The 20,348-nt window shown below is 70.4% G+C and carries 24 protein-coding genes and 1 pseudogene; 6 read left to right on the forward strand and 19 right to left on the reverse strand.

Annotation, left to right across the window (positions count from 1 at the left end; all coding sequences use genetic code 11):
- Window positions 1-25: 25 nt before the first annotated feature.
- A complete protein-coding gene (locus ABZ810_RS04525) occupies window positions 26-1,267 on the reverse strand; it encodes an aromatic acid/H+ symport family MFS transporter (RefSeq protein WP_358399161.1) in 1,242 nt (413 codons plus the stop codon).
- A gap of 149 nt (window positions 1,268-1,416) precedes the next feature.
- Here ABZ810_RS04525 and ABZ810_RS04530 point away from each other — a divergent pair, with 149 nt between their 5' ends.
- A complete protein-coding gene (locus ABZ810_RS04530; protein ID WP_358399164.1) occupies window positions 1,417-1,920 on the forward strand; it encodes a GNAT family N-acetyltransferase in 504 nt (167 codons plus the stop codon).
- A gap of 49 nt (window positions 1,921-1,969) precedes the next feature.
- Here ABZ810_RS04530 and ABZ810_RS04535 read toward each other — a convergent pair whose 3' ends face one another.
- From ABZ810_RS04535 to ABZ810_RS04545, 3 genes are read right to left on the reverse strand one after another with little or no spacing between them, the layout of a single operon-like run.
- Window positions 1,970-2,362, reverse strand: coding sequence for a nuclear transport factor 2 family protein (locus ABZ810_RS04535; RefSeq protein ID WP_358399165.1), 393 nt, complete (start codon window positions 2,360-2,362; stop codon window positions 1,970-1,972).
- The gene (locus ABZ810_RS04540; RefSeq protein WP_358399166.1) at window positions 2,355-2,741 is read right to left on the reverse strand and encodes a hotdog domain-containing protein; all 387 of its coding nucleotides are present in this window, start codon (window positions 2,739-2,741) and stop codon (window positions 2,355-2,357) included. The genes ABZ810_RS04535 and ABZ810_RS04540 overlap by 8 nt, the downstream gene beginning before the upstream one ends.
- Window positions 2,741-3,133, reverse strand: coding sequence for an NUDIX domain-containing protein (locus ABZ810_RS04545; protein WP_358399169.1), 393 nt, complete (start codon window positions 3,131-3,133; stop codon window positions 2,741-2,743). Before ABZ810_RS04545 ends, ABZ810_RS04540 begins: the two co-directional genes overlap by 1 nt.
- A 160-nt stretch (window positions 3,134-3,293) precedes the next feature.
- Between ABZ810_RS04545 and ABZ810_RS04550 the strand changes: the two genes are divergently transcribed.
- The gene (locus ABZ810_RS04550; RefSeq protein WP_358399172.1) at window positions 3,294-4,565 is read left to right on the forward strand and encodes a lipase family protein; all 1,272 of its coding nucleotides are present in this window, start codon (window positions 3,294-3,296) and stop codon (window positions 4,563-4,565) included.
- A 112-nt stretch (window positions 4,566-4,677) separates the two neighbouring features.
- Here ABZ810_RS04550 and ABZ810_RS04555 read toward each other — a convergent pair whose 3' ends face one another.
- The gene (locus ABZ810_RS04555) at window positions 4,678-6,255 is read right to left on the reverse strand and encodes an MFS transporter (RefSeq protein WP_358399174.1); all 1,578 of its coding nucleotides are present in this window, start codon (window positions 6,253-6,255) and stop codon (window positions 4,678-4,680) included.
- 1 nt (window position 6,256) lies between these two features.
- Window positions 6,257-6,793: an NAD(P)H-dependent oxidoreductase gene (locus ABZ810_RS04560; protein WP_358399176.1), complete on the reverse strand. Its 537-nt coding sequence runs from the start codon at window positions 6,791-6,793 to the stop codon at window positions 6,257-6,259.
- A 162-nt stretch (window positions 6,794-6,955) separates the two neighbouring features.
- Here ABZ810_RS04560 and ABZ810_RS04565 point away from each other — a divergent pair, with 162 nt between their 5' ends.
- A complete protein-coding gene (locus ABZ810_RS04565) occupies window positions 6,956-9,919 on the forward strand; it encodes a BTAD domain-containing putative transcriptional regulator (protein WP_358399178.1) in 2,964 nt (987 codons plus the stop codon).
- A 61-nt stretch (window positions 9,920-9,980) separates the two neighbouring features.
- On the opposite strand, the gene ABZ810_RS04570 is transcribed toward ABZ810_RS04565, so the two are convergent.
- Entirely contained in the window at window positions 9,981-11,246 is a 1,266-nt protein-coding gene (locus ABZ810_RS04570; RefSeq protein WP_358399181.1) for a lipase family protein, read from the reverse strand.
- Between the two features lie 297 nt (window positions 11,247-11,543).
- Between ABZ810_RS04570 and ABZ810_RS04575 the strand changes: the two genes are divergently transcribed.
- Complete coding sequence (locus ABZ810_RS04575; protein WP_358399183.1) at window positions 11,544-12,725, forward strand: helix-turn-helix domain-containing protein; 1,182 nt, start codon at window positions 11,544-11,546, stop codon at window positions 12,723-12,725.
- A 1-nt stretch (window position 12,726) separates the two neighbouring features.
- Here ABZ810_RS04575 and ABZ810_RS04580 read toward each other — a convergent pair whose 3' ends face one another.
- The 12 genes and pseudogenes from ABZ810_RS04580 to ABZ810_RS04635 form a co-directional block, all read right to left on the reverse strand.
- Window positions 12,727-13,089 (reverse strand): hypothetical protein, encoded by a 363-nt coding sequence (locus ABZ810_RS04580; RefSeq protein ID WP_358399185.1) that lies wholly within the window; start codon window positions 13,087-13,089, stop codon window positions 12,727-12,729.
- Window positions 13,090-13,125: 36 nt separating this feature from the next.
- The gene (locus tag ABZ810_RS04585; protein ID WP_358399187.1) at window positions 13,126-13,524 is read right to left on the reverse strand and encodes a DUF1801 domain-containing protein; all 399 of its coding nucleotides are present in this window, start codon (window positions 13,522-13,524) and stop codon (window positions 13,126-13,128) included.
- Between the two features lie 123 nt (window positions 13,525-13,647).
- The gene (locus ABZ810_RS04590) at window positions 13,648-14,100 is read right to left on the reverse strand and encodes a hypothetical protein (RefSeq protein WP_358399189.1); all 453 of its coding nucleotides are present in this window, start codon (window positions 14,098-14,100) and stop codon (window positions 13,648-13,650) included.
- A gap of 55 nt (window positions 14,101-14,155) precedes the next feature.
- The gene (locus ABZ810_RS04595) at window positions 14,156-14,368 is read right to left on the reverse strand and encodes a hypothetical protein (protein WP_358399192.1); all 213 of its coding nucleotides are present in this window, start codon (window positions 14,366-14,368) and stop codon (window positions 14,156-14,158) included.
- A 161-nt stretch (window positions 14,369-14,529) separates the two neighbouring features.
- Window positions 14,530-15,033: a flavoprotein gene (locus ABZ810_RS04600; protein ID WP_358399194.1), complete on the reverse strand. Its 504-nt coding sequence runs from the start codon at window positions 15,031-15,033 to the stop codon at window positions 14,530-14,532.
- A 183-nt stretch (window positions 15,034-15,216) separates the two neighbouring features.
- On the reverse strand, window positions 15,217-15,633 hold the full coding sequence (locus ABZ810_RS04605; protein ID WP_358399196.1) for a PIN domain-containing protein: 417 nt from the start codon (window positions 15,631-15,633) through the stop codon (window positions 15,217-15,219).
- Complete coding sequence (locus ABZ810_RS04610) at window positions 15,609-15,920, reverse strand: hypothetical protein (RefSeq protein WP_358399199.1); 312 nt, start codon at window positions 15,918-15,920, stop codon at window positions 15,609-15,611. The genes ABZ810_RS04605 and ABZ810_RS04610 overlap by 25 nt, the downstream gene beginning before the upstream one ends.
- A 94-nt stretch (window positions 15,921-16,014) precedes the next feature.
- Window positions 16,015-16,119 (reverse strand): annotated as a pseudogene (locus tag ABZ810_RS04615) (peptide-methionine (S)-S-oxide reductase); the annotation flags it as partial.
- 79 nt (window positions 16,120-16,198) lie between these two features.
- Window positions 16,199-16,552 (reverse strand): helix-turn-helix transcriptional regulator, encoded by a 354-nt coding sequence (locus ABZ810_RS04620; RefSeq protein WP_358399202.1) that lies wholly within the window; start codon window positions 16,550-16,552, stop codon window positions 16,199-16,201.
- Entirely contained in the window at window positions 16,549-16,923 is a 375-nt protein-coding gene (locus ABZ810_RS04625) for a type II toxin-antitoxin system RelE/ParE family toxin (protein WP_358399204.1), read from the reverse strand. The genes ABZ810_RS04620 and ABZ810_RS04625 overlap by 4 nt, the downstream gene beginning before the upstream one ends.
- A 163-nt stretch (window positions 16,924-17,086) precedes the next feature.
- Window positions 17,087-17,737 carry a peptide-methionine (S)-S-oxide reductase MsrA gene (msrA, locus tag ABZ810_RS04630; RefSeq protein ID WP_358399206.1) on the reverse strand — a complete coding sequence of 217 codons (651 nt, stop codon included), beginning with the start codon at window positions 17,735-17,737 and terminating at the stop codon, window positions 17,087-17,089.
- 49 nt (window positions 17,738-17,786) lie between these two features.
- Window positions 17,787-18,407, reverse strand: coding sequence for a class I SAM-dependent methyltransferase (locus ABZ810_RS04635; protein WP_358399208.1), 621 nt, complete (start codon window positions 18,405-18,407; stop codon window positions 17,787-17,789).
- 86 nt (window positions 18,408-18,493) lie between these two features.
- Between ABZ810_RS04635 and rarD the strand changes: the two genes are divergently transcribed.
- Together rarD and ABZ810_RS04645 are read left to right on the forward strand one after the other, a co-directional pair.
- On the forward strand, window positions 18,494-19,396 hold the full coding sequence (gene rarD, locus ABZ810_RS04640) for an EamA family transporter RarD (protein ID WP_358399210.1): 903 nt from the start codon (window positions 18,494-18,496) through the stop codon (window positions 19,394-19,396).
- 150 nt (window positions 19,397-19,546) lie between these two features.
- On the forward strand, window positions 19,547-19,957 hold the full coding sequence (locus ABZ810_RS04645; protein ID WP_358399212.1) for a hypothetical protein: 411 nt from the start codon (window positions 19,547-19,549) through the stop codon (window positions 19,955-19,957).
- Window positions 19,958-20,348 lie beyond the last annotated feature (391 nt).

A 20,348-nucleotide genomic window follows, 5' to 3' on the forward strand; every position in this document is an offset into this window, starting at 1 on the left:
CCCCGCCCGACGCCGGGGCGGGGCGTCAGACGCCGGCCTGGACGCCGGGGGCGGGGACGGGCCTGGCCGCACGGACGCCGACCAGGGAGATCGCCACGGCGCCGAAGGCCCCGACGACGGCGAACGCGTAGAAGCCCCACGGGTAGGCGATCCCCGCGGAGACCAGCGAACCGCCGAGCAGTGGCCCGCAGATCGCGCCGACCCGGCCGACGCCGGCGACCGTGCCCATGCCCGTCGCGCGGCTGGCGGCAGGGTAGGTGCGCCCGACGTACGCGTACACCAGGACCTGCGCGCTGAAGACGAAGAAGCCGGCCATGAAGACCGCCGCGTACAGGCCCGGCCCGGGGAGCTTGATGCTGAGCAGGGCCAGGAACACCGCGGCGGCGCCGAACCAGCCGGTCGCGGCGCGGCGCAGCCCGATCCGGTCGCCGACGTACCCGGCGATCAGCAGGCCGACGATCGCGCCGACGTTCAGGGTGAGGAGCAGGCTCAGCGCGGCGCCGAGCGGGTACCCGGCCTCCCGCATGATCACCGGCAGCCAGGTGTTGAGGCCGTACACCAGCAGCAGGCCCATGAACGAGGCCAGGCAGAACGCGAGCGTGGCGCGCAGCAGGTCGCCGGTGAAGAGGGTGCGCACGGCGGCCCGGCCGTCGGTGGTGCGGCCGGCCCGCTCGTTCTCGGCGAACGACGTCGACTCCGGCAGGTACTTGATCATCAGCGGGACGAGCACCAGTGCCGGGGCCGCGCCGATGACGAACATCGCGCGCCAGCCGAGCGCCGGGATCACCGAGATGCCGAGCAGCGCCGTGATCACCGCGCCGACGTGGTAGCCGGTCATCAGGGTCGTGGTGACGGCGCCGCCGCGTTCCCGCCTGGCGTGCTCGCCGACCATCGTGATCGCGGTGGGCAGGCAGCCGCCGAGGCCGAGCCCGGCGAGGAAGCGCAGCGCGCCGAAGGTCGTCGCGGACGTGGCGAACGCGCAGAGCGCGGTGAACACCGAGAAGATCACGACCGAGATGATCAGGGCCTTGCGGCGGCCGATGAGGTCGGTGACCGCACCGGTCACCAGCGAGCCGACGATCATGCCGGTCAGGCCGATGGTGGTGACCGCCGACGCGGTGCCGGGGTCGAAGCCCCAGACGTCGTCGCGCAGCAGGACGGGCAGGACGGTGCCGAGCACCACCAGGTCGAAGCCGTCCAGCAGGACGGCGGCCCAGCAGAGCGGGAGCACCCAGCCGGAACGGCCGGGCGATGGGAGCGGGGACATGGGCTACCTCCGTGGTCCACGTCACAGGGTGGGACAGCTGCCCATGCTCATCGATATCGAGGTCGTGACCTGCGGATACTTCCACTCAGCGGAAGGAATGCGTCACCGGACGCACACTCCCCGCTAACAAGATCCACATACTGGGGCCCATGACCACCCTCGAAACGGAACGGCTGATCCTGCGCCCCCTGACCGGCGCCGACTTCGACGACTACGCCGCGATGATGGCCGATCCGCAGGTCGCGGACGGGCTCGCCGAGCCGGCCGGGACCTCGCCCGCCGACGCCTGGCGGGCCCTCGCCACGTTCATCGGGCACCGGGAGATCCGCGGGTACTCGCACTGGGCCGTGGTCGAGAAGGCGACCGGCCGCTTCGCCGGCCGCGCCGGGCCGTGGCGGCCGCACGGCTTCCCCGGGCTGGGCGTCGGGTGGTGCCTGGCCCGCGAGCACTGGGGCAAGGGGTACGCCACCGAGGCCGCCCGCGCCGCCGTCGCGTACTGCTTCGGCACCCTGAACGCGGACGAGGTGATCTCGGTGATCCTGCCCGGCAACCGGCGTTCGATCTCGGTCGCCGAGCGCATCGGCCACCGCCACCTGCGCGACGCCGACTACCGCGGCGCACCCGTCCACGTCTACGGCCAGCACCACCCCTGACCTGCCGAGCGGGTCAGGCCGGCCGGGAGGGTCAGGAAGGTCGGGAGGGTCAGGAGCGGACGCCGGCCCAGACGGAGCGGAGCGGATGGGTGTCGTAGATGATCGTGAGCCGGGCGATCCGGCCGTCGGGGCCGGCACCGAACTCCATCACGTCCACGCAGTCGAACGTGGTCGGGGTGCCGTCGGCGAGCGTCCAGTCGTACCTGAACCGCACCGCCACCCGGCGCGGGTCGGAGGTGGAGAGGAAGGTCTCGACCGGGGTGATCTCGGAACGTTCGGTGTCCTCGAAGAGGCCCGTGTAGAACGCGCGCGCCGACATCTGCCCGTAGAGCGGCGACTCGACCACCGCGTCGTCCCTGAACAGGGCGAGCACCCCGTCGAGGTCGCCCGCCGCGAGCCGCTCCAGGTAGGCGGCCACGCTGGTTTCCGGACTCTCAGCCATTCGTCACCCTCGCAAGAAACCTCTGCCGGTCGACCACGACCCGCTCGATACGGCCGTCCGCGACCGGCGCGCCGGACTCGCCGGCGGCCCGGACGGCGAAGACCAGCCGCCGTCCGTCGACCTCGGTCAGCTCCGCCTCGATGGTGACACGCGCGCCGACCGGGCTCGCCACCCGGTGGTCGAGTTCGACCCGCGTGCCGACCGTGGTCTGACCTGGTTCGAGCCGGGACGCGACCGCCTCGACCGTCGCCGCCTCGGCGAGCGCGAGCAGCCGCGGGGTGCCGAGGACCGGGACGTCGCCGCTGCCGACGTGCTCGGCGGTGTCGTCCGGTCCGACCACGACGTGCGTCTCCGCCCGCAGGCCGGGCTGGAGGGGCATCAGCGCAACTTCCCGGCGGCCTGGAGGTCGTCGAAGATGATCTGATCGACCGGCGAGACGCGGTGGCGGTCGGCGAACGACAACCACACGACCTCCTCGATCTCGCTGCTGGGGGCGAGCGTGCCGTCGTAGTCGCCGGTGTAGCAGGTCATCCGGACCCGCACCCCCTTGCCCTGCCCGTGCGCCTGCGCCTCGTACACCCCGAGGAGTTCGGCGGTCTCGGGCCGGACCGCGACGGTCAGCTCCTCCGCGATCTCGCGCAGGAGGGTCTGCAGGTCGGTCTCGCCCGGCTCGCGCTTGCCGCCGGGCAGGTAGTAGGTGTCCTTGCCGCGGGACCGCGTGCTGAGAATCCTGCCGCCCTCGAGCCGTACCCACGCCACCTTGTCGATCATCGGTCCAGTGTGCATCACGTCCATGGACGTCCTGTGCCGGGGTGCGCACCGGGCCGCCGATCGTTGTCGCCGGATGACTATTAGACGCAGGGTCCATTTATTTAGGGTCGGGTGGCCGTCATCGGGACGGTAGCGGGGGGCCGACGAAAGGTTCCGGACCATGCCCACCAGAGTTCGCCGAGGACTGGGCGTCCTGCTGGCCTGCTGCCTAGGCCTGACCACCCTCCAGGGGACCGCCGGTGCCGCGCCCGTCACGGCGGCGCCGGGAACGGCGGCGGCGCCGCAGGTGCCGCCATCGCAGGACCCCTTCTACACGCCGCCCTCTCCTCTCCCCGCCGGAAAGCCCGGCGACGTCATCCGCTCGCGCCCGTCGGTCTTCACCGTCGACCCGTTCGGCAAGACGCCGTTCGACGGGGTGAAGTCCTGGCAGGTGCTCTTCCTCTCCGAGTCGGCCAAGGGCACGCCCATCGCGGTGGCGGGGACGGTCCTCGTCCCGACCAAGGCGTGGACCGGCACCGGCGAACGCCCCCTCGTCTCGTACGCGGTCGGGACGCGCGGCCTGGGCGACGCGTGCGCGCCCTCGTACACGCTCACCCAGGGCCTCGACTACGAGGAACTGTTCATCGCCGACGCCCTCAGCCGCGGCTGGGCGGTCGCGGTCAACGACATGGAGGGCCTCGGCACGCCCGGCCAGCACACCTACGAGGTCGGCGGGTCGCAGGGACGGGCCGTCCTCGACATGGCGCGGGCGGCGCAGCGCCTGCCGGACGCGGGCCTGGGCGACGGGAGCCCGGTCGGCATCATGGGCTACTCCCAGGGCGGCACGTCGGCCGGCTGGGCCGCCGAACTCGCCTCCTCGTACGCGCCCGAACTCCAGGTGAAGGGCACCGTCGCGGGCGGCGTCCCGGCCGACCTGCGCGCCGTGGCCGAGGGGCTCGACGGCAGCCTGTTCATCGCGCTGATGTTCATGGCGGCGGTGGGCTTCGACGCCGCCTACCCCGAGCTCGACCTCGACCGTTACCTGAACGACCGGGGCCGCGAGCTGCTCGCCAAGGCCAAGGACGTGTGCCTGGTGAGCGTCGACGGGGTGTCCACGTTCATCGACACCGCGTTCAAGAAGATCAGCGACTACACGACCGGCAACCCGCTGGAGACGGCGGAGTGGCGGGCGAAGCTGGACGCCAACAAGCTCGGCTCCACCGCGCCGAGCGCCCCGGTGTTCCAGCCGCACGCCACGTTCGACCAGATCATCCCGCTGAAGCAGGCCGACGACCTGCACCGGGCGTGGTGCGCCAAGGGCGCCAACGTCACCTGGAAGACCTACCTGTTCGCCGAGCACGCGCTGGGCCTCGTCCTGAGCGAGCCCGACTCGATGGCCTTCCTGACCGACCGCTTCGCGGGCAAGCCCGTCACGGGCAACTGCACCGCCTGACCCCCGGCCCGACCGCACCGCGAACCTGATCGCCACACGAAGGTGAACGACGCCAAGGGCGGGCCCCGCGTACGACCGCGGGGCCCGCCCTGATCTTCAGCCGTCGTGGACCTCAGGCCCCGACCAGCTCGCCCTCCTCCCTCCCGGTGGCGGCCGGCGCCCCGGAGGCCTCGGCCGCTCCGGCCGCTCCGGCCGCGCCCGCGGCCGGCACCCGGCGGAGCAGGGTGAACGCCAGCACCGCGGCCAGCACGGCGAGGGCGGCCGCTCCCCCGGCGGCGACGTTCAGCCCGTCGGTGAAGGCGTCCCGCGCCTGGTCGACCAGCGTGGCCGCCTGGGCGTCGGGCAGGGTCTCGGCGGCGGCGAGCGCCCCCGGCAACGTGTCGGCGGCCGTGCCGGGGACGTCGTCCGGCATCTGCGCCCGGTAGATCGCGGCGCCCAGGCTGCCCAGGATCGCGATGCCGAGCGAGACCCCGAGGTCGCTCGCCGTCGTGTTGACCGCCGAGGCGGCCCCCGCCTTCTCCGGCGGCGCGGCGCCGATCACCAGGTTGGTGGTGAGCGCCATCGTCGGCGCGATGCCCGGGTAGAGCAGGTAGAACCCGGTGATCAGCAGGGGCAGCCCGGCGTCCACCTGCGTGAGGACGAGGTACCCGGCGACCGAGAAGACCGCGCCGACCGCCACCACGTACGCCGGACGCACCCGCTGCGCGACCTTGGGCGAGATCATCGAGACCGCGATCAGCGCGAGCGCCGCGGGCAGGATCCACAACCCCGACTCCAGCGGCGACTGGCCGGCCACCAGCTGCAGGTACTGCGTGAACAGCAGGTACACGCCGCCGAGCGCGATCGCGGAGAAGAGGAAGACGCCCAGCGCCCCGCTGAACGTGCGGTCGGCGAACAGCCGCACGTCCAGCAGCGGCGTCGCCAGCCTGAGCTGGCGGCGCACGAACACCACCGAGAACACCAGGCCGACGAGCGCCGTCACGATCGCGGTCGCGTTCAGGCCGTGCTTGGCGAACTCCTTGATCCCGTACACGATCGGCAGCAGCGACGCCATCGACAGCAGCACGCTCGGGACGTCGAGCGACCCGGCCGCCGGAGCCTTGTACTCGGGAACGAGTAGCGGCGCGGCGACCAGCACCAGCGCCATGACCGGCACGCCGATCAGGAGTGCGGCGCCCCACCAGAACGACTCCAGCAGCAGCCCGCCCACCAGCGGTCCGATCGCGACGCCGACCGACACCGACGCCGCCCAGAGGCCGATCGCGGTGGCCCGCTGCCGGTCGTTCTGGAACATGTTGCTGATCAGCGAGAGCGTGGACGGCATCACGGCCGCGGCCCCGACGCCCATCACCGCGCGGGTCGCGATCAGCCACCCGGCGTCCGGTGCGAACGCCGCCGCCACCGAGGCCGCGCCGAACGCGACGGCGCCGAACATCAGGACCCTGCGCCTGCCGACGCGGTCGCCCACCGTGCCCATGGCCACCAGCAGGCCCGCCATCACCAGCCCGTAGACGTCATTGATCCACAGGAGCTGCCCGCTGCTCGGCCCCAGGTCGGCGGCGATCTGCGGGGTGGCGAGGAACAGCACGGTCATCGCCAGGAACAACAGGACGGTCGGGAGCAGGAGCACGGCGAGGCCGAGCCACTCCCTCGTCCCGGCACGGGTGCCGGGAACGGTCGTCGCGGACATGTCAGGTCCTCCAGGGGGTTTCGTCGCGGTTGAGGTCGTCGCGCACGGGGTCGTGTCGCGTGAGGTCGTGTCGCATGAGGTCGTGTCGCATGAGGTCGTGGAGCATCAGGTCGGCCTGGCCGGACCGGCCGGGGTCGGCGAAGCACACCGCCGGGCCGATCACCCGGGCGCCGACCGCGGCGAGCAGCGTGTGCACCCCGGCCTCGTCCGGCGGCGCGTTCCCGTACCAGACGAGCCCGGCGGGCTTTCCGCGCCAGCACCCCGCGCACCAGGTGACGGCCTGCCGCACCGGGTTCGGGGGTCCTCCCTGGAGCACCAGCACGAACCCGTCCGCCTCGTCCAGCCACGGCGCCAGGTCGTCCACCGCCGGCGGCGTCGGCAGCCCGCAGGGCGGAGCGGCAGGCAGGCAGGCCGCGCCGACGTCGAGCAGGTCCACCTCGGCGCCGCCGCGCAGCCTTACCCGTCCGGCCAGCCATTCGGCCACCGCCCGGTCCGCGTGGTCGGCGTCTCCGGCGATGACGATCGCGATCCGTGCCATCGGCCCCTCCTTTCGAGCCCCACGGTGCGCCGCGGCACTCCAGGCGGACTCAGGACGGACTCCAGAACGACCTTGAGGACGGCTTCTCCGGCGAACGCGAGGCGAACGCGGGCGCGGGCACGGCACGGCGTTCGGGCAGGTCCTTTGGGTAGATTCGGGTTCATGCGCTTCGGGGTGCTCGGTCCGCTGACCGTGTGGAATTCCGGCGGCGGGCAGGTGCGCATTCCCGAGCTCAAGGTGCGGGCGCTGCTGACCCAGCTGATCGTCGACGCGGGCCGGGTCGTGCCCGCGGACCGGCTGATCGACGTCCTGTGGGGCGACGCCCTGCCCGCCAACCCGGCCGCCTCGCTCCAGACGCGGGCGTCCCAGCTGCGCAAGGTCCTGGAGGCCGCCGAGCCGGGCGGGCGGCGGCTGCTGGTCTCACGTCCGCCCGGGTACGTGCTGGACGTGGAGCCCGGCGCGGTCGACAGCGGGCGGTTCCAGCTCCTGGTCGCCCAGGCCGGCGGCACCGGCGACCCGCGTGACCGCGCCGCGCTGCTCGGTGAGGCCCTCGCCCTGTGGCGCGGGCCGGCGCTCCTCGACTTCGCCGACGAGGAGTGGACCCGGTCCGCGCGCACCCGGCTGGACGAGCAGCGCCTGACCGCCCACGAGGCCCTCGCCGAGGCGCGGCTCGACCTGGGCGAGCACACCATGCTCGCGGACGAGCTCGGCGACCTCGTGTCCCGGCATCCGCTCCGCGAACGGCTCCGTTCCGCGCACCTGCGCGCGCTCTATCTGTCCGGCCGCCAGAACGACGCCCTGGCGAGCTACCAGGACCTGCGCCACCGCCTCGCCACCGAGCTGGGCGTCGATCCCGGCCCGGAGATCGCGGCCCTCCACCTCTCGATCCTCAATCAGGACGTGGCCGCCGCGCCCGTTCCGCCCACCCCACCGCCCGCTCCGCGGCCGCGCACCGGCCTGCCGCTGCCGTTGACCGGCCTGATCGGCCGTGCGGACGCGATCGAGGAGGTCGGCGCACTGCTCGCGGCCGGCCGCCTGGTGACGCTCACCGGACCCGGCGGCGTGGGCAAGACCCGGCTGGCCGTCGAGACCGCGCGCCGTTCCCCGTCCGAGGCCTGCCTGGTGGAGCTGGCGTCCGCGACCCGTTCCGACGAGGTTCCCGAGCTGGTCGCGACCGCGCTCGGCATCCGCGACGACACCACCGGGGGCCTCACCGCCAAGCTGACCGGCGCCCTCCAGGCCAAGAGCACCCTGCTCGTCCTGGACAACTGCGAGCACGTCGCGGGCCCGGTCGCGGACCTGACGTCCGCGCTCCTGCGCGCCGCCCCGGACCTGCGCGTCCTGGCCACCAGCCGGCGGCCCCTGAACGTCTCGGGCGAGGTGCTCTGGAACGTCCAGCCGCTCGCCGGAGCCGACGCCGTCGAGCTCTTCGTCGCCCGCGCGACCGCGGCGGCCCCCGGTTTCGCGCTCACCGCCGGCAACGAGACCGCCGTGGCCGCGATCTGCCGCCGCCTCGACGGCATCCCGCTCGCGCTGGAACTGGCCGCCACCCGCGTCCGCTCGCTCGGCGTCCACGAGCTTTCCGAACGCCTCGACGACCGGTTCCGTCTCCTCAAGACCGGTCACGGCGACGCCCCCGCCCGGCAGCGCACGCTGCGCGCCGCCATCGACTGGAGCTGGGAGCCGCTGGCCGACGACGAGAAGAGGACGCTGCGCCGGCTCGCCGTCCACAGCGGCGGCTTCACCCTGGCCGCGGCCGAGGCCGTCACCGGCGAGGACGTCCTGGACGTCCTGCCCCGCCTGGTCGACAGTTCACTCGTCACGTTCGGCGAGGGCCGCTATCACCTGCTGGAGTCGGTGGCCGCGTACTGCCGGGAGAAGCTCGAGGAGGCGGACGAGCTGGCCCGCGTCCAGGACGCGCACCGCCGCCACTACACCGCCCTGGCCGTGGAGGGCGACGCCCACCTGCGCGGCCCCGCCCAGCGCGAGTGGCTGCGCCGCCTGGACGCCGAGACCGCCAACCTGCGCACGGCCCTCGACCACGGCGGCGGCGTCCGCCTGGCCACCTCCCTCGCCTGGTACTGGGTGCTGCGAGGCCGTCTCGGCGAAGGACTGCGCTCCCTGACGTCCGCGCTCGCCGCCGAGGACGACCCGACCGCGCGCATCTGGCGTGCCGCGTTCACCCTGCGCACCGGCGGCATCCCCGACCCGGCGGACCTCGCGGCCGTCTCCCCCGCCCCGCACGCCGAGGCGTTCCTCGCGCACGCCCGGGTCGGCGTCGGCGATCTGACCATCGACGAGACGCGGGCCGCGCGGGCCCTGGCCACGGCCCGCGCGACGGGCGACCGCTGGGGCACCGCCGCCGCGCTCAACGTCCTGGCCCGCCAGGCCGTCGTGCACGGCGACCTGGCGGGCCTGCGCGACCTCGGCGCGCAGAGCATGGCGATCTTCACCGGGCTCGGCGACCAGTGGGGACGGCTGAACGCCACGTTCGCCCTGGGCGTCCACGCCGAGATCACCGGTGACTACGCCGAGGCCGCCCGCCTCCACCGCGAGGGCCTCCGCATCGCCGAGGACCTCGACCTGCCGGCGGACGTCAGCGACAAGCTCTCCCTGCTGGGCCGCATCGCGCTGCTCGAAGGCGACCACGCGCGGGCCGACGACCTCCACCTGCGGGCCAGGGCGAACGCGGTCCGCCAGGGGTACGCGATGGGCGAGGAGTTCGCCGATCTCGGCCTGGCCCTCAGCTACCGCCGCCAGGGCCGCTTCGACGAGGCCGAGCCCCTGCTGCACCGCTGGCTCGAATGGAACCGCGGCATCGACTCCGAGGTCGCCCAGGCCCTCATCCTCGCCGAGCTGGGCTTCATCGCCGAACTGCGCGGCGACGCCGGCGAGGCCCGCGGCCACCACGAACAGAGCCTGAAGTGCGCCGTCAACGCCGGCGACCCGCGTTCCATGGCCCTCGCGCACGAAGGCCTCGCCGGTGCGCACTCGCTGGCCGGCGACCTCACCGCGGCCTCCCGCCACCTGGCCGAGGCCACCGCCCTCCGCGAGAGCGTCGGCGCACCGCTGCCCGTGGCCGAACGCGGCGACGTGGACCGCGTCATCGGCCGCCTCGGCCGGTGAACGCGTCCGGCCCGGACGCTGGAGAGGTCGTCGCGTCCGGGCCGGAGAGGATGGGGTCAGGTCAGCAGTCGCCCTTGACCGTCTTGCCCTCGAACAGGTCGTTGAGGAACGTGGTCACGTCCTGCGCCGCGGCCCAGTCCGTGGACAGGTGCTCCGACATGTAGGTGTTCTTCCAGGTGGTGTTGATGCCGGCCTTGCAGAACGCGTCGCGCGTCGCGTCCTCGGTCTCGTGCGGGATGATCTCTTCCAGCCAGCCGCGGTACTGGAACACCGGGAACCCGATCTCGTACCGGGCGCCCGAGCCCGCCGGCCCGATGCCGACGCCGACCTTCTGCCGGTCGACGATCTCGCCCCAGCTCACGCCGCCGGGGCCCTTGACCGCGTAGAGCTGGTCCAGGGTCAGCTTGGCGGTGGTGAAGTTCTCCACCCTGGCGCCGAGGAAGACGGCGAGCGTGCCGAGCAGGCAGTTGCTGTTGACGTCCTTGACGGCCTGGCGGCCCGCGTCGTTCATCAGCTCGGTGAACGGCATCTCGGGGTACTGGGCGTTGAGCCCGATGAGCGCGTCGGCGAGGAAGCCCGCGAACAGGCTCCCGTTGAGCGCCTTCGCCGTGATCCGCAGGTCGCCCGGCACACCGCCGGCCGCCGCCCCGACGACGTTCACCTCGGGCGCGTAGGACTTGGCGAGCTGCGCGCCCCACAGGGAGGCGTGGCCGCCCTCCGAGTATCCGGAGATGCCGACCTTGCCGTCGGCCTTCAGGCTGCCGCCGGGGATCTGGCGGGAGGCGCGCACGCCGTCCAGCAGCGCGTGCCCGGCGTTCAGCCCGTTCACGTACGTGTGGGTCTTGCCCTTGATGTAGCCGACGCCGTCGGTCGCGGCGATGGCGTGCCCGGCCTTGAGGAACGTGGCGATGTTGTCGCCCTCGTACATGTCCTGGTACTGGCCGGAGACCTGCTTGCTGAACGCGCACTGCGGGCCGGAGCCGAGCGTCCCCGGGTTGAAGGCGACGGTCGGCCGCGACCCGCCCTTGGTCCAGGCGGCGGTGGGCACGGCGACGGTGCCGGTCACCGCGATCTTGGCGCCCTTCGCGTCCGTCGAGACGTAGCGCACCTTCCAGGCCTTGTGGCCGGGCGGGTTGGAGACGCCGTCGAGCTTCACCTCGCGGCAGGCCAGCAGGTCGCCGGGGTTGCCCTGGACGCCGGCGGCCTCCGCGTAGATCTGGTCGTCCGAGGCCCAGCAGAGGAACGGCGCCGCCGAAGCGGGAGCGGGGACCGCGAGCACGGTGGCGGCGAGCGCCCCGGCGGCGGTGAGCAGGGATCGATATCGCATCAGCGGCTCCTGAGGGGTGGGGGTCTGGCACCGGGAAGCCCGAGCACCTTGCCCCTCCGCGGGACCGCCATAGAACAAGTTCCAAGACGAACCTCGGCTTCAGGATTAGCAGCGGATAACAACCGGAGCACCAACCCGCGTCGCAGTGCGTCACTCCAGCCGCGATTTGTCATTCAACTGAGCACGGCCGCTCCGCTGTAGTCGAGCCGTGAGTACAAAACCGGACAACGCCTCTGTACCTTGTGATGACGACTCACAGTTGTGACCTGCATCACGCGAGGACCCATGCACAACCGCTTGATCCGTAGCCACACGGACGCCGAGGCCGCAGAGATCATCGCGTTGATACGCGGGGAGATCCCGGCCACGGTCACCGAGGCGGTCGACGAGATCGAGAGCCAGTTCCCCCAGTACCGGCAGATCACCAGTCCCGAGCACGCGGACTTCCTGCCGATCACGGTCGAACGTTCCATCACGGGCTTCGTCGAGATCCTCCTCGACAAGGACACCCCGCTCACCGAGACGATGGAGTTCTTCCGTCACACGGGACTGGTCGAGACACGAATAGGCCTGACGCTCGAGGTCTCCCAGGCCGCCTTCCGGCACGGCGCGGCCATTGCGATAAGGCGCCTGACCGCAGCGGCCGAGCAACACCCCAAGGTCGACGCCAACATCATCGCCCAGGTCGCGGCCGCGGTCATGGACTACCTCAACCGGGTCGCCGAGGCGACCTCCGAGGGCCACCGCACCGGCAGGGCCATGGCGGTCAAGGGCCAGCGCGCCGCGCGCGACCAACTCGCCGCCGCCATCATCGACCCGGACTCCCCCGTCGGCAGCATCAAGGAACACGCCGACGAATGCCGGTGGCAGATCCCCGACCGGCTCGCGGTCGTCTCACTACGCCTTCCCGAACAGGGCCGCTGGCCCGCCCTGTCGCTCCCCCCGGAAGTCCTCAACGGCCTCCACCTCGCCACCCCCTGCCTGGTCGTCCCCGACCCCGAGGGCCCCGGACGGCGCCGCGCCCTGGAGAACGGCCTGCGCGGCTGGACCGCCGCCATAGGCCCCGCCGTCCCCGTCGCCGAGGCCGCCGCCTCCCTGACGTACGCCCGCCGCGCCCTCGACCTGGCCGTCGCCGGCGTCTTCCCCGCCGGCACCCTCGTGAGCGTCTCCGACCATCTCCCGATGATGATCCTCACCAGCGACCGCGTCCTCACCGACGAGCTCATCACCCGCCGCCTCGGCCCCCTCGTCAACAACCCCAAGCCCGACAAGCACGCCAGACGCCTGGCCGAGACCTTCCTCGCCGCCCTCGACCACGGCTTCGTCGCGACGAACATCGCCCAGGCCCTCGACGTCCACCCCCAGACGATCCGCTACCGCCTGCGCAAGCTCGAAGCCCTCTTCGGCGACGACCTCGCCGCCCCCGCCAACCGCATCGAGTTCCACATGGCCCTCCACGCCTGGCTCACCACCACCTGACTCACCGCTCGACGTACTCCGCCGCCGCCAGCATGGCCAGCCCCAACGGCAGGGCCACCACCCAGTACAGACCGACCAGCGAAACCCAGATCGCGCGAGCCGCGGCCCAGCCCCGCCCCTCACCCACAAAGCCCAAGAGCACCAACGCGGGCACGACGAGCGCCGCCACGAACACGCACGTACCGACCAGTTGGTTCGTCAACAGCTCGGACGGACAGAGCTCGCCCGCCCCATATCCCGAACACCGCATGCTGCCGGCTCCGAAGCTGACCCGTACCGGCACGAACACGACCACCAGCACACCAACGACCACCGCCCCGACGACGGAGCCGACCACAAAGCGTAAAACCCCGGAACGAGACATCCCGAAAGCCTAAACCGCCACAGGACGGCGGCCGCGCTACATCTTCTCTCCAGGCAGGTCGCTCGCCTGTTCGAACCATGAGACGAGCAGACCCTCATCGATCTCGTCGTCCTCACGGATGTCGAAGTAGCGCACCTCGTCATGCTTGGACGGCTTCGGCGGCATGGGGTCGAGTGACGTCCCGCGATGGAACTGGAGCTGGACGTACTCCGTGAAGCAGCGGAACGAGAGAAACCAGCCGTCCCCCTCATGGCCGTAGAACGGCTGATTCCACTTGACGGCCTTGTGAACGTCCGGCACGGTCCGCACGATCAGGCCGTCGAGCCGCTCGCCCAGCGACCGCTTCCAACCGGGCATGGCCGCGATGTAGGCCTGCACCGGCTCGTCGCCCTCCCCCTTCGGGATCTGCGGATTCCCACCGGAGAGCAGCTTCACGGAGCCCTTCCTGCTGTCCGACATCACAGTCCCCTCGTGAGCCGATGGCGTTCCAGAGCATGAAGACTCATACCCCGTTCCACAACCAGCGCCACCCGCCACGGGCGAGACACGGTCCCCGAATCAGAGCGCGATGGGCCGATACCCCAAAGCGACGTCGACGATCTGCTCGGCCGATGCGTCCTGAAGCTCTGCGGGCGGATGATAGATCAGCCCCTGAACGCCCGGGTGCGGCACATTGGCCTCAAGAAGCCGCAGGTAGTAGTCGACCTCGGGATCCCCTGCGAGGATCCTGTCGACGATCCCGACGAGCTCGTCACGCGTGACATCAACCACCTGCGGCCGCGCCGGACGTGCGGCCTCCAGCGCGAAGTCCTCAAGGTCCCGGGACCCCCAGTACTCGGCGAAGTCGTGAATCCCATAGCAGTGACCGGTCGCCCGGTTGAAGACCATGATCGCCTCATCGACCGGCTCACCCCGCTGGATGAGTCCCGAGATCCGTTCGATCTCCTCACCGAGCAACCGCCGTCGTCCCTCATCCACGACCGGAGGAAGCAACTCCGAACGCAACTCCATGCCCCGCATTATGAGTCCACCGAACTCCACAACGTGCGACCGACCGAGCCAGGCACTAATTGCCGCCGGGCCCGTGCTTGAGCCGATCCCTGATGTAGCTGAGGACATGCCTCTCACAGGCGCCGAAGTTCGTGCCCCTTCGGTCGGTCACAGCGAACTCGGGCTCCTCCGCGCGGGAGTCGCCGCCCCACGTGCACCGCCCTTCGGCACTCTTGGTGCCCACGGTGAAATCACCGCGCTCCCAGAACTTGATCTCCAGCAACGCCACCACGCGCCTCCGATCACGCTCAACACCTCCGGCGGCACACACCGCCAGGCCCTTGCCACCACTCCCTCCACTTCAACACCTCGCCAAAGCGAACACCAGGCGAATCCGGTAGTCGTGCTCTTGCTGTGGTTCTGAAGAAGCCGGGGGGCCCTTGAGGTTTCTCAGGTGTCGAGGAGGGTGCTCAGTTCTGCGAGGACGACCTCCCAGGCGGGCATGTGCACCGCCGGGTCAAAGAGCACGTGGACGCCCATGGCGCGCAGCGTGTCCAGGTTGGGATTGAACGCCGGGTGGCTCGCCAGTTCGGCCTTGACCTGCGGGACCGCGAGGATCGGGACGCCCATGCCGGCCAGCTCGCAGAGCATGCCTACGGCAACGGTGTCCGCGAGGCCCAGCGCCCATTTGTTGATGCTGTTGAACGTGACGGGAGCGGCCACGACCGCGTCCGCCGGCGGGAGGCCGTTGGAGGTCTCGTGGGGCTGGCGGAAGTCGGTACGGACCGGGCCGCCGGTCAGGGCCGCGAGCCGGTCGAGGTCCAGGAACTTGACGCCCATCGGGGTCGCGATCACCCGGACGCGCCAGCCCCCGGACTGCGCCAGCTTGACGAAGGTCTCCACGTCGGACGCCGCCGGGGCGCCGCAAGCGATCACATAGAGGACTTTCGTCATGTCCGACCCGGCGAACCGATGGCGGCTGTTGATGGCACTTCTACCGTCTCCTCCCGCTTAGGACCCAAGACCACTCTGCCCCCTGTTGATACTGAAGGGGTGGGGGCAGGGGGGCGAAGCCCTCATCGGGGTTTGGGGCGAAGCCATTAGGGGCCTGGTGAAGGTTCTGCTGGTGAACGGAGGTCAGACGGCAACGACTCGAACGGCCTTCCCGCAGAGGGTCGCCATGTCGTCCTCGTCAGAGGTGAGAAGGACGACGGGCCTAGGAGAGTGAAGCGCCGTGGACGCGACGACCGCGTCGATCGCGTACTTGTGGCCGTGCAGCCGGTGGGTGCGCAGCAGGTCCACCGCGGCCGTGCTGACCTCTTCGGTGACCGGCTCGATCCGGAGCCTGGACAGGTGCCAGCGCAGCCTCTCCGGCTTGGTCCGGACGTCTTGTGCCTCGATCGGCGTGAGGGCACTGACCACCACACGGAAGTCATTGTCCTGAGCCTCACGGACCAGAGCCGTGACACGTTGATCAGCTTGGCACCACTTGACCAGGCCCTCACAGTCAAGGATCACGGTGCCCGCGCTCAGCCTGCTTCGTGCGCGGCCCACTCGGCGCCTTCCTGCAGTTCGGGCGCCGCCTTGACGGCACGGAAGAGGTCCGCGGCTTCGTCTCGGAGAACCTGCGGGATCGGTCCCGCTGCTTCCTCGTTGGCCTGCAACGCCTCTTCGAGCAGATCGCGTTCGATCTGGCGCTCGACGGCGGCGTCGACGTAAGCGGAGAATCCTCGTGCCCCGACCCGTTCACGCACGGCGCGGATGTTCCCTGCCCTCAGCGAGACACTCGCCTTCACCGCCGGGCCCTCACCCAGCCCGAACTCCTTCTCCGGCTCGCTCATACCCCGCAGTTTACTACCTCAGGTAGCAATCTCCAGGTGATCGAGCCGTGCCTGAGATCCTTGGCACCCCGGCCCGCCAGATGTCCCGGAAGGATCAGCCATCCGCCGGAGCGACTCCGATGGGGCAGCTCAGGCCCGTGCCGCCCAGGCCGCAGTAGCCGTTGGGGACCTTGTGGAGGTACTGCTGGTGGTAGTACTGCCTTAGAGGCAATAGAACGGAGTCTCCGGTGGCAGCTACCGAGCGTGAGCGCATTCCCGTCGTCTCCCAGGCGCGCATCCTAAGCGTTTGCGAGCGGACGGTGATGCACTGTTAGGGGCTCAACTTCGGTGACGTCCTCGTCGCTGACGAGCTCGATGCGGAAACGAACCCCCATGGCTTCCCCGAGGCGCAGCAGCGTCGCAATATCGGGGATGCCGCCGCCGCCTTCGATCCGCGACAGCGCAGGCTGAGACATCCCGGCCCGTTCTGCCACGACCTTCTGGGACAAGCCGCGACGCCTGCGGATCGCACGCAACTGGTCGCCGAGTTCAAGGTCACGGCCTGCCTGCTCGTAATCTGGGTGAGGCTGCGCATCTGCTTCCATGTCGCGCAGGCGCTTCGCCTTGTAGGTTTCCCAACGGCTGTGACTCATTGTTCACTCCTCTCGAACAAGTGCGTCGTGGCCAGGTCGTGCTCCGCCTCGCACCGCTTCTTTGCGGCCATCGCTCGGTCGATGTCGGCGGCCTGCGTTCCCGTCTGCGTCTTGCGGAAGACCGTCAAGATGACGATTGCCTGGCTCGCCGGTTTCCAGAAGGTGAGCCGCCAGGTAGTGCGATCAAGTGCGACACGCAGCTCATGGACACCGTCGGCGTCCTGCAGCTTCTTCACGTGATCACCATCGGGGACGCCACCGGTGACCAGGTAGTGATCTACGTTCCGCATGACCCGCTGATAGAGGCGGAAGGACAAGCCCTCTAGCCAAGACTCCACCTCCGGCTCCAGACTGATCTCCCACAGGGACATACCCGCGATGGTATATGCACTTGATGGTAACCCTCGCCAAGGATGGAAGCCAGATCTACTCCTGGCTTCCCAGCGGGACCAGCTTCAGCCACCCAAGGATCATGAAGGCTCTGCAGCGGCCGAGAAGAGGAGCCCTTACTCGCGTGCGGCTTGCGGTGGTTTGTTACTCGGCGGGGGCTACGCCTATGGGGCAGCTGAGGCCGGTGCCGCCCAGGCCGCAGTAGCCGTTGGGGACCTTGTGGAGGTACTGCTGGTGGTAGTCCTCGGCGAAGTAGTACTCGGGGGCCTCGGTGATCTGGGTGGTGATGGGGCCGTAGCCGGCCGCGGTGAGGACCTTCTGGTACGAGTCGCGGGAGGCTCCGGCGGCCTTCGCCTGGGCTTCGCCGTGGGTGAAGACGGCGGAGCGGTACTGGGTGCCGACGTCGTTGCCCTGGCGCATGCCCTGGGTGGGGTCGTGGGCCTCCCAGAAGACGCGGAGCAGCTCCTCGTAGGAGATCTTGGTGGGGTCGTAGACGACGCGGACGGCCTCGGTGTGGCCGGTGCGGCCGCTGCAGACCTCTTCGTAGGTGGGGTTGGGCGTGTAGCCGCCCTGGTAGCCGACGCTGGTGGAGATGACGCCGGGGGTCTGCCAGAACTTCCGTTCGGCGCCCCAGAAGCAGCCCAGGCCGAACTCGGCGATCTCGGAGCCCTCAGGGTAGGGCGGTGCGAGCGGGGTGCCCAGGACCTCGTGGCGGGCCGGCACCGGAATGGGCTCGTCGCGTCCCGGGAGGGCCTTCTCCGGGGCGATCATCTCGGTCTTCGCGAATCCGAACACCTCTTCAGGCTAGCTCGCGATCTGGGAATCCGTGCATCCAGAAGGGTGGTCAGGGGCGGTGGGCCATCAGGTAGGCGCGGGTGGTCTCGACCTCGTGGTCGTAGTGCCTGCGCTCGACGTAGGCGTCGATGGCGAAGCCGGCGGACTCGAGGGCCGTCTCGATCTCGGGGCGCAGGTAGAACTGGAAGTCGAGGGACACCGGGTGGTCCCACATCTCGTCCAGGTGCCGGACCTCGTCGCCGAGGTGGAACGAGAGCAGCAGCGGCGCGCCGGGCTTGAGCACGCGGTGGAACTCGGTGAACGCGGCGGGGATCTCGGCCGGCGGCACGTGGATGATCGAGTAGAGCGCGACGATCCCGCCCCAGGCCTGGTCGGGGACGTGGAGGTCGCGCATGTCGCCGGTGTGGAAGCCGATGCCGGGGTGGGCGGCGGCGGCGATCTCGATCATGCGGGAGGAGAGGTCGATGCCGAGGGCGGGGGCGCCGCGGTCGTGCAGGTAGCGGGCCACGTGGCCGGGGCCGCAGCCGATGTCGGCGATGGTGCCGCGGCCGTCGACCTGGGTGATGAGGAGATCGAGCAGGGCGCGGTCGAGCGGCTTGCCGGAGAGCTCGTCCAGGAACCGTTCGGCGTAGGTGCCGGCGATCTCGTCGTAGCTGTCGCGCGTGCTCATGCCTCCCCCTTCCAGAGCGTCATGACCGTGCCAGTTTTGACTACTTACGCCCTGATACTGTGCAGCCTGTGGTGAACCGTCGCGGAATGTTATTCGGCATTGCGGCCTACATGCTCTGGGGCCTCTTCCCCCTCTACTGGCCCCTCCTGAAGCCGGCCGGCGCGCTCGAGATCCTCGCCCACCGGATCATGTGGTCCCTGGTCGCGGTGCTCGCCGTCCTCGCGATCCGCCGCAACTGGGACTGGATCCGGCGCCTGACGCCGCGTTCGCTCGGCGTGCTCACCCTCGCCGCGGTGGTGATCACGGCCAACTGGGGCGTCTACATCTACGCGGTCAACACCGGGCGCACCATCGAGGCGGCGCTCGGCTACTTCATCAACCCTCTCATCAGCGTGCTCTTCGGCGTGGTGATCTTCCGCGAACGGCTGCGGCCGTGGCAGTGGCTGGCGATCGGGCTGAGCGTGGTGGCCGTCGCCGTGCTGACCGCCGACTACGGCCGGCTCCCCTGGATCGCCCTCGTGCTGGCCTTCTCGTTCGGTACGTACGGGCTGCTCAAGAAGTTCGCCAACATGCCGTCCGCGGAGAGCCTCACCGTCGAGACGACCGTGCTCTTCGTGCCCGCGCTCGCGTACGCGATCGTGCTCCAGGCGCAGGGCGACGCGACGTTCGGGCACGAGGGCCTCGGGCAGGCGGCGCTGCTCGCCTGCGCGGGGCTGGTGACGGCTATCCCGCTGATGCTCTTCAACGCCGCCGCGGTACGGATCCCGCTGAGCACGATCGGCATGCTCCAGTACCTGGCGCCCGCCCTGCAGTTCCTCATCGGCCTGCTGGTGCAGCACGAGGAGATGCCGCCGAGCCGCTGGGCGGGCTTCCTCCTCGTCTGGGCGGCGCTGGTCATCCTCACCGCCGACGGGGTACGGGCGGGGCACCGCACCCGCCGCGCGGCCAGGACGCCGGCGCCTCTGGAGCCGGTCGTCGAGTCAACCTGACCTCGGCCCGACCTGGCATCTGCCCACCATCGCCGCCCCCTGAGAGGCAACTTCTCCGGGTATCTGAGCATCTCTATTGTCAACCGGCGCGTAGCCACTAGAGTGCCGGACGTCACACCCCCGCCGCCCGCTCATACCGAGGAGAAGCCGTTGCGCCTGCTCAGCATCAGCGCGTTGGGCGCGGCCCTCGTGGCCGCGGGGCTCCTCGCCCCCGCCGCGGGCGAGGCGACGGCCGGGGGATCGAACGGCGTCGACGCCGACCCCAATCTCGCCCGTCCCGGGCAGCGGGTGGAGCTGAGCGTTCCCGGTTGCGCCCCGGGCCGCGGCAGGCATTGGGTGACCTCCAGGGCGTTTGTCAAGGACATCGCGCTGGCCGCGGAGGCCGACAACGGCCACGGCTTCGCGACGGTCCGGCGGGGCGTCGCGGACGGGACGTACGACATCGTCGCTCACTGTGACGGACGCAAGGTCTACGGGCATCTCCAGGTCTCCGCGAAGCGCTCCTGGCCGACCGTCCTGCCACCGAGCCTGAGCCGCCCCAGCGTCTCGTTCGGTCAGTAAGAGCCACTCCCCGACCTATTCGAATGGATATTCGAATGGGTCGCCTCGTGCTGCGGCGAAGCTCTTTACAAAGGACTTCACAGCCCCACGGTTAATGGCGGCAGAAAAAATCCGATCAAGGAAACGCCGTCTCAGTCGATGAGACGATCGATCGTGATTACGAGGAGTGATTGCTACCGTCTCGCCATTGCCTCCCCGGAGGCGGCGGACCGGTCGGCAAGTGACGCATGCCACTCGCAAGCGTTTTGCACTCAAGCCGTCGCGAGGGTTGAAAATTCATCTTTGATCATGTGATACTTCCAACGAATCGCCCAAACGGCACAAGCGTAATAAACAAGCAAGGAACGCCCACTGACCAGCCGGTCCTATCGTCGCCCACCCCCCAACCGGT

The sequence above is a fragment of the Spirillospora sp. NPDC047279 genome (genome assembly GCF_040643285.1).
Classification (GTDB): Bacteria; Actinomycetota; Actinomycetes; order Streptosporangiales; family Streptosporangiaceae; genus Spirillospora.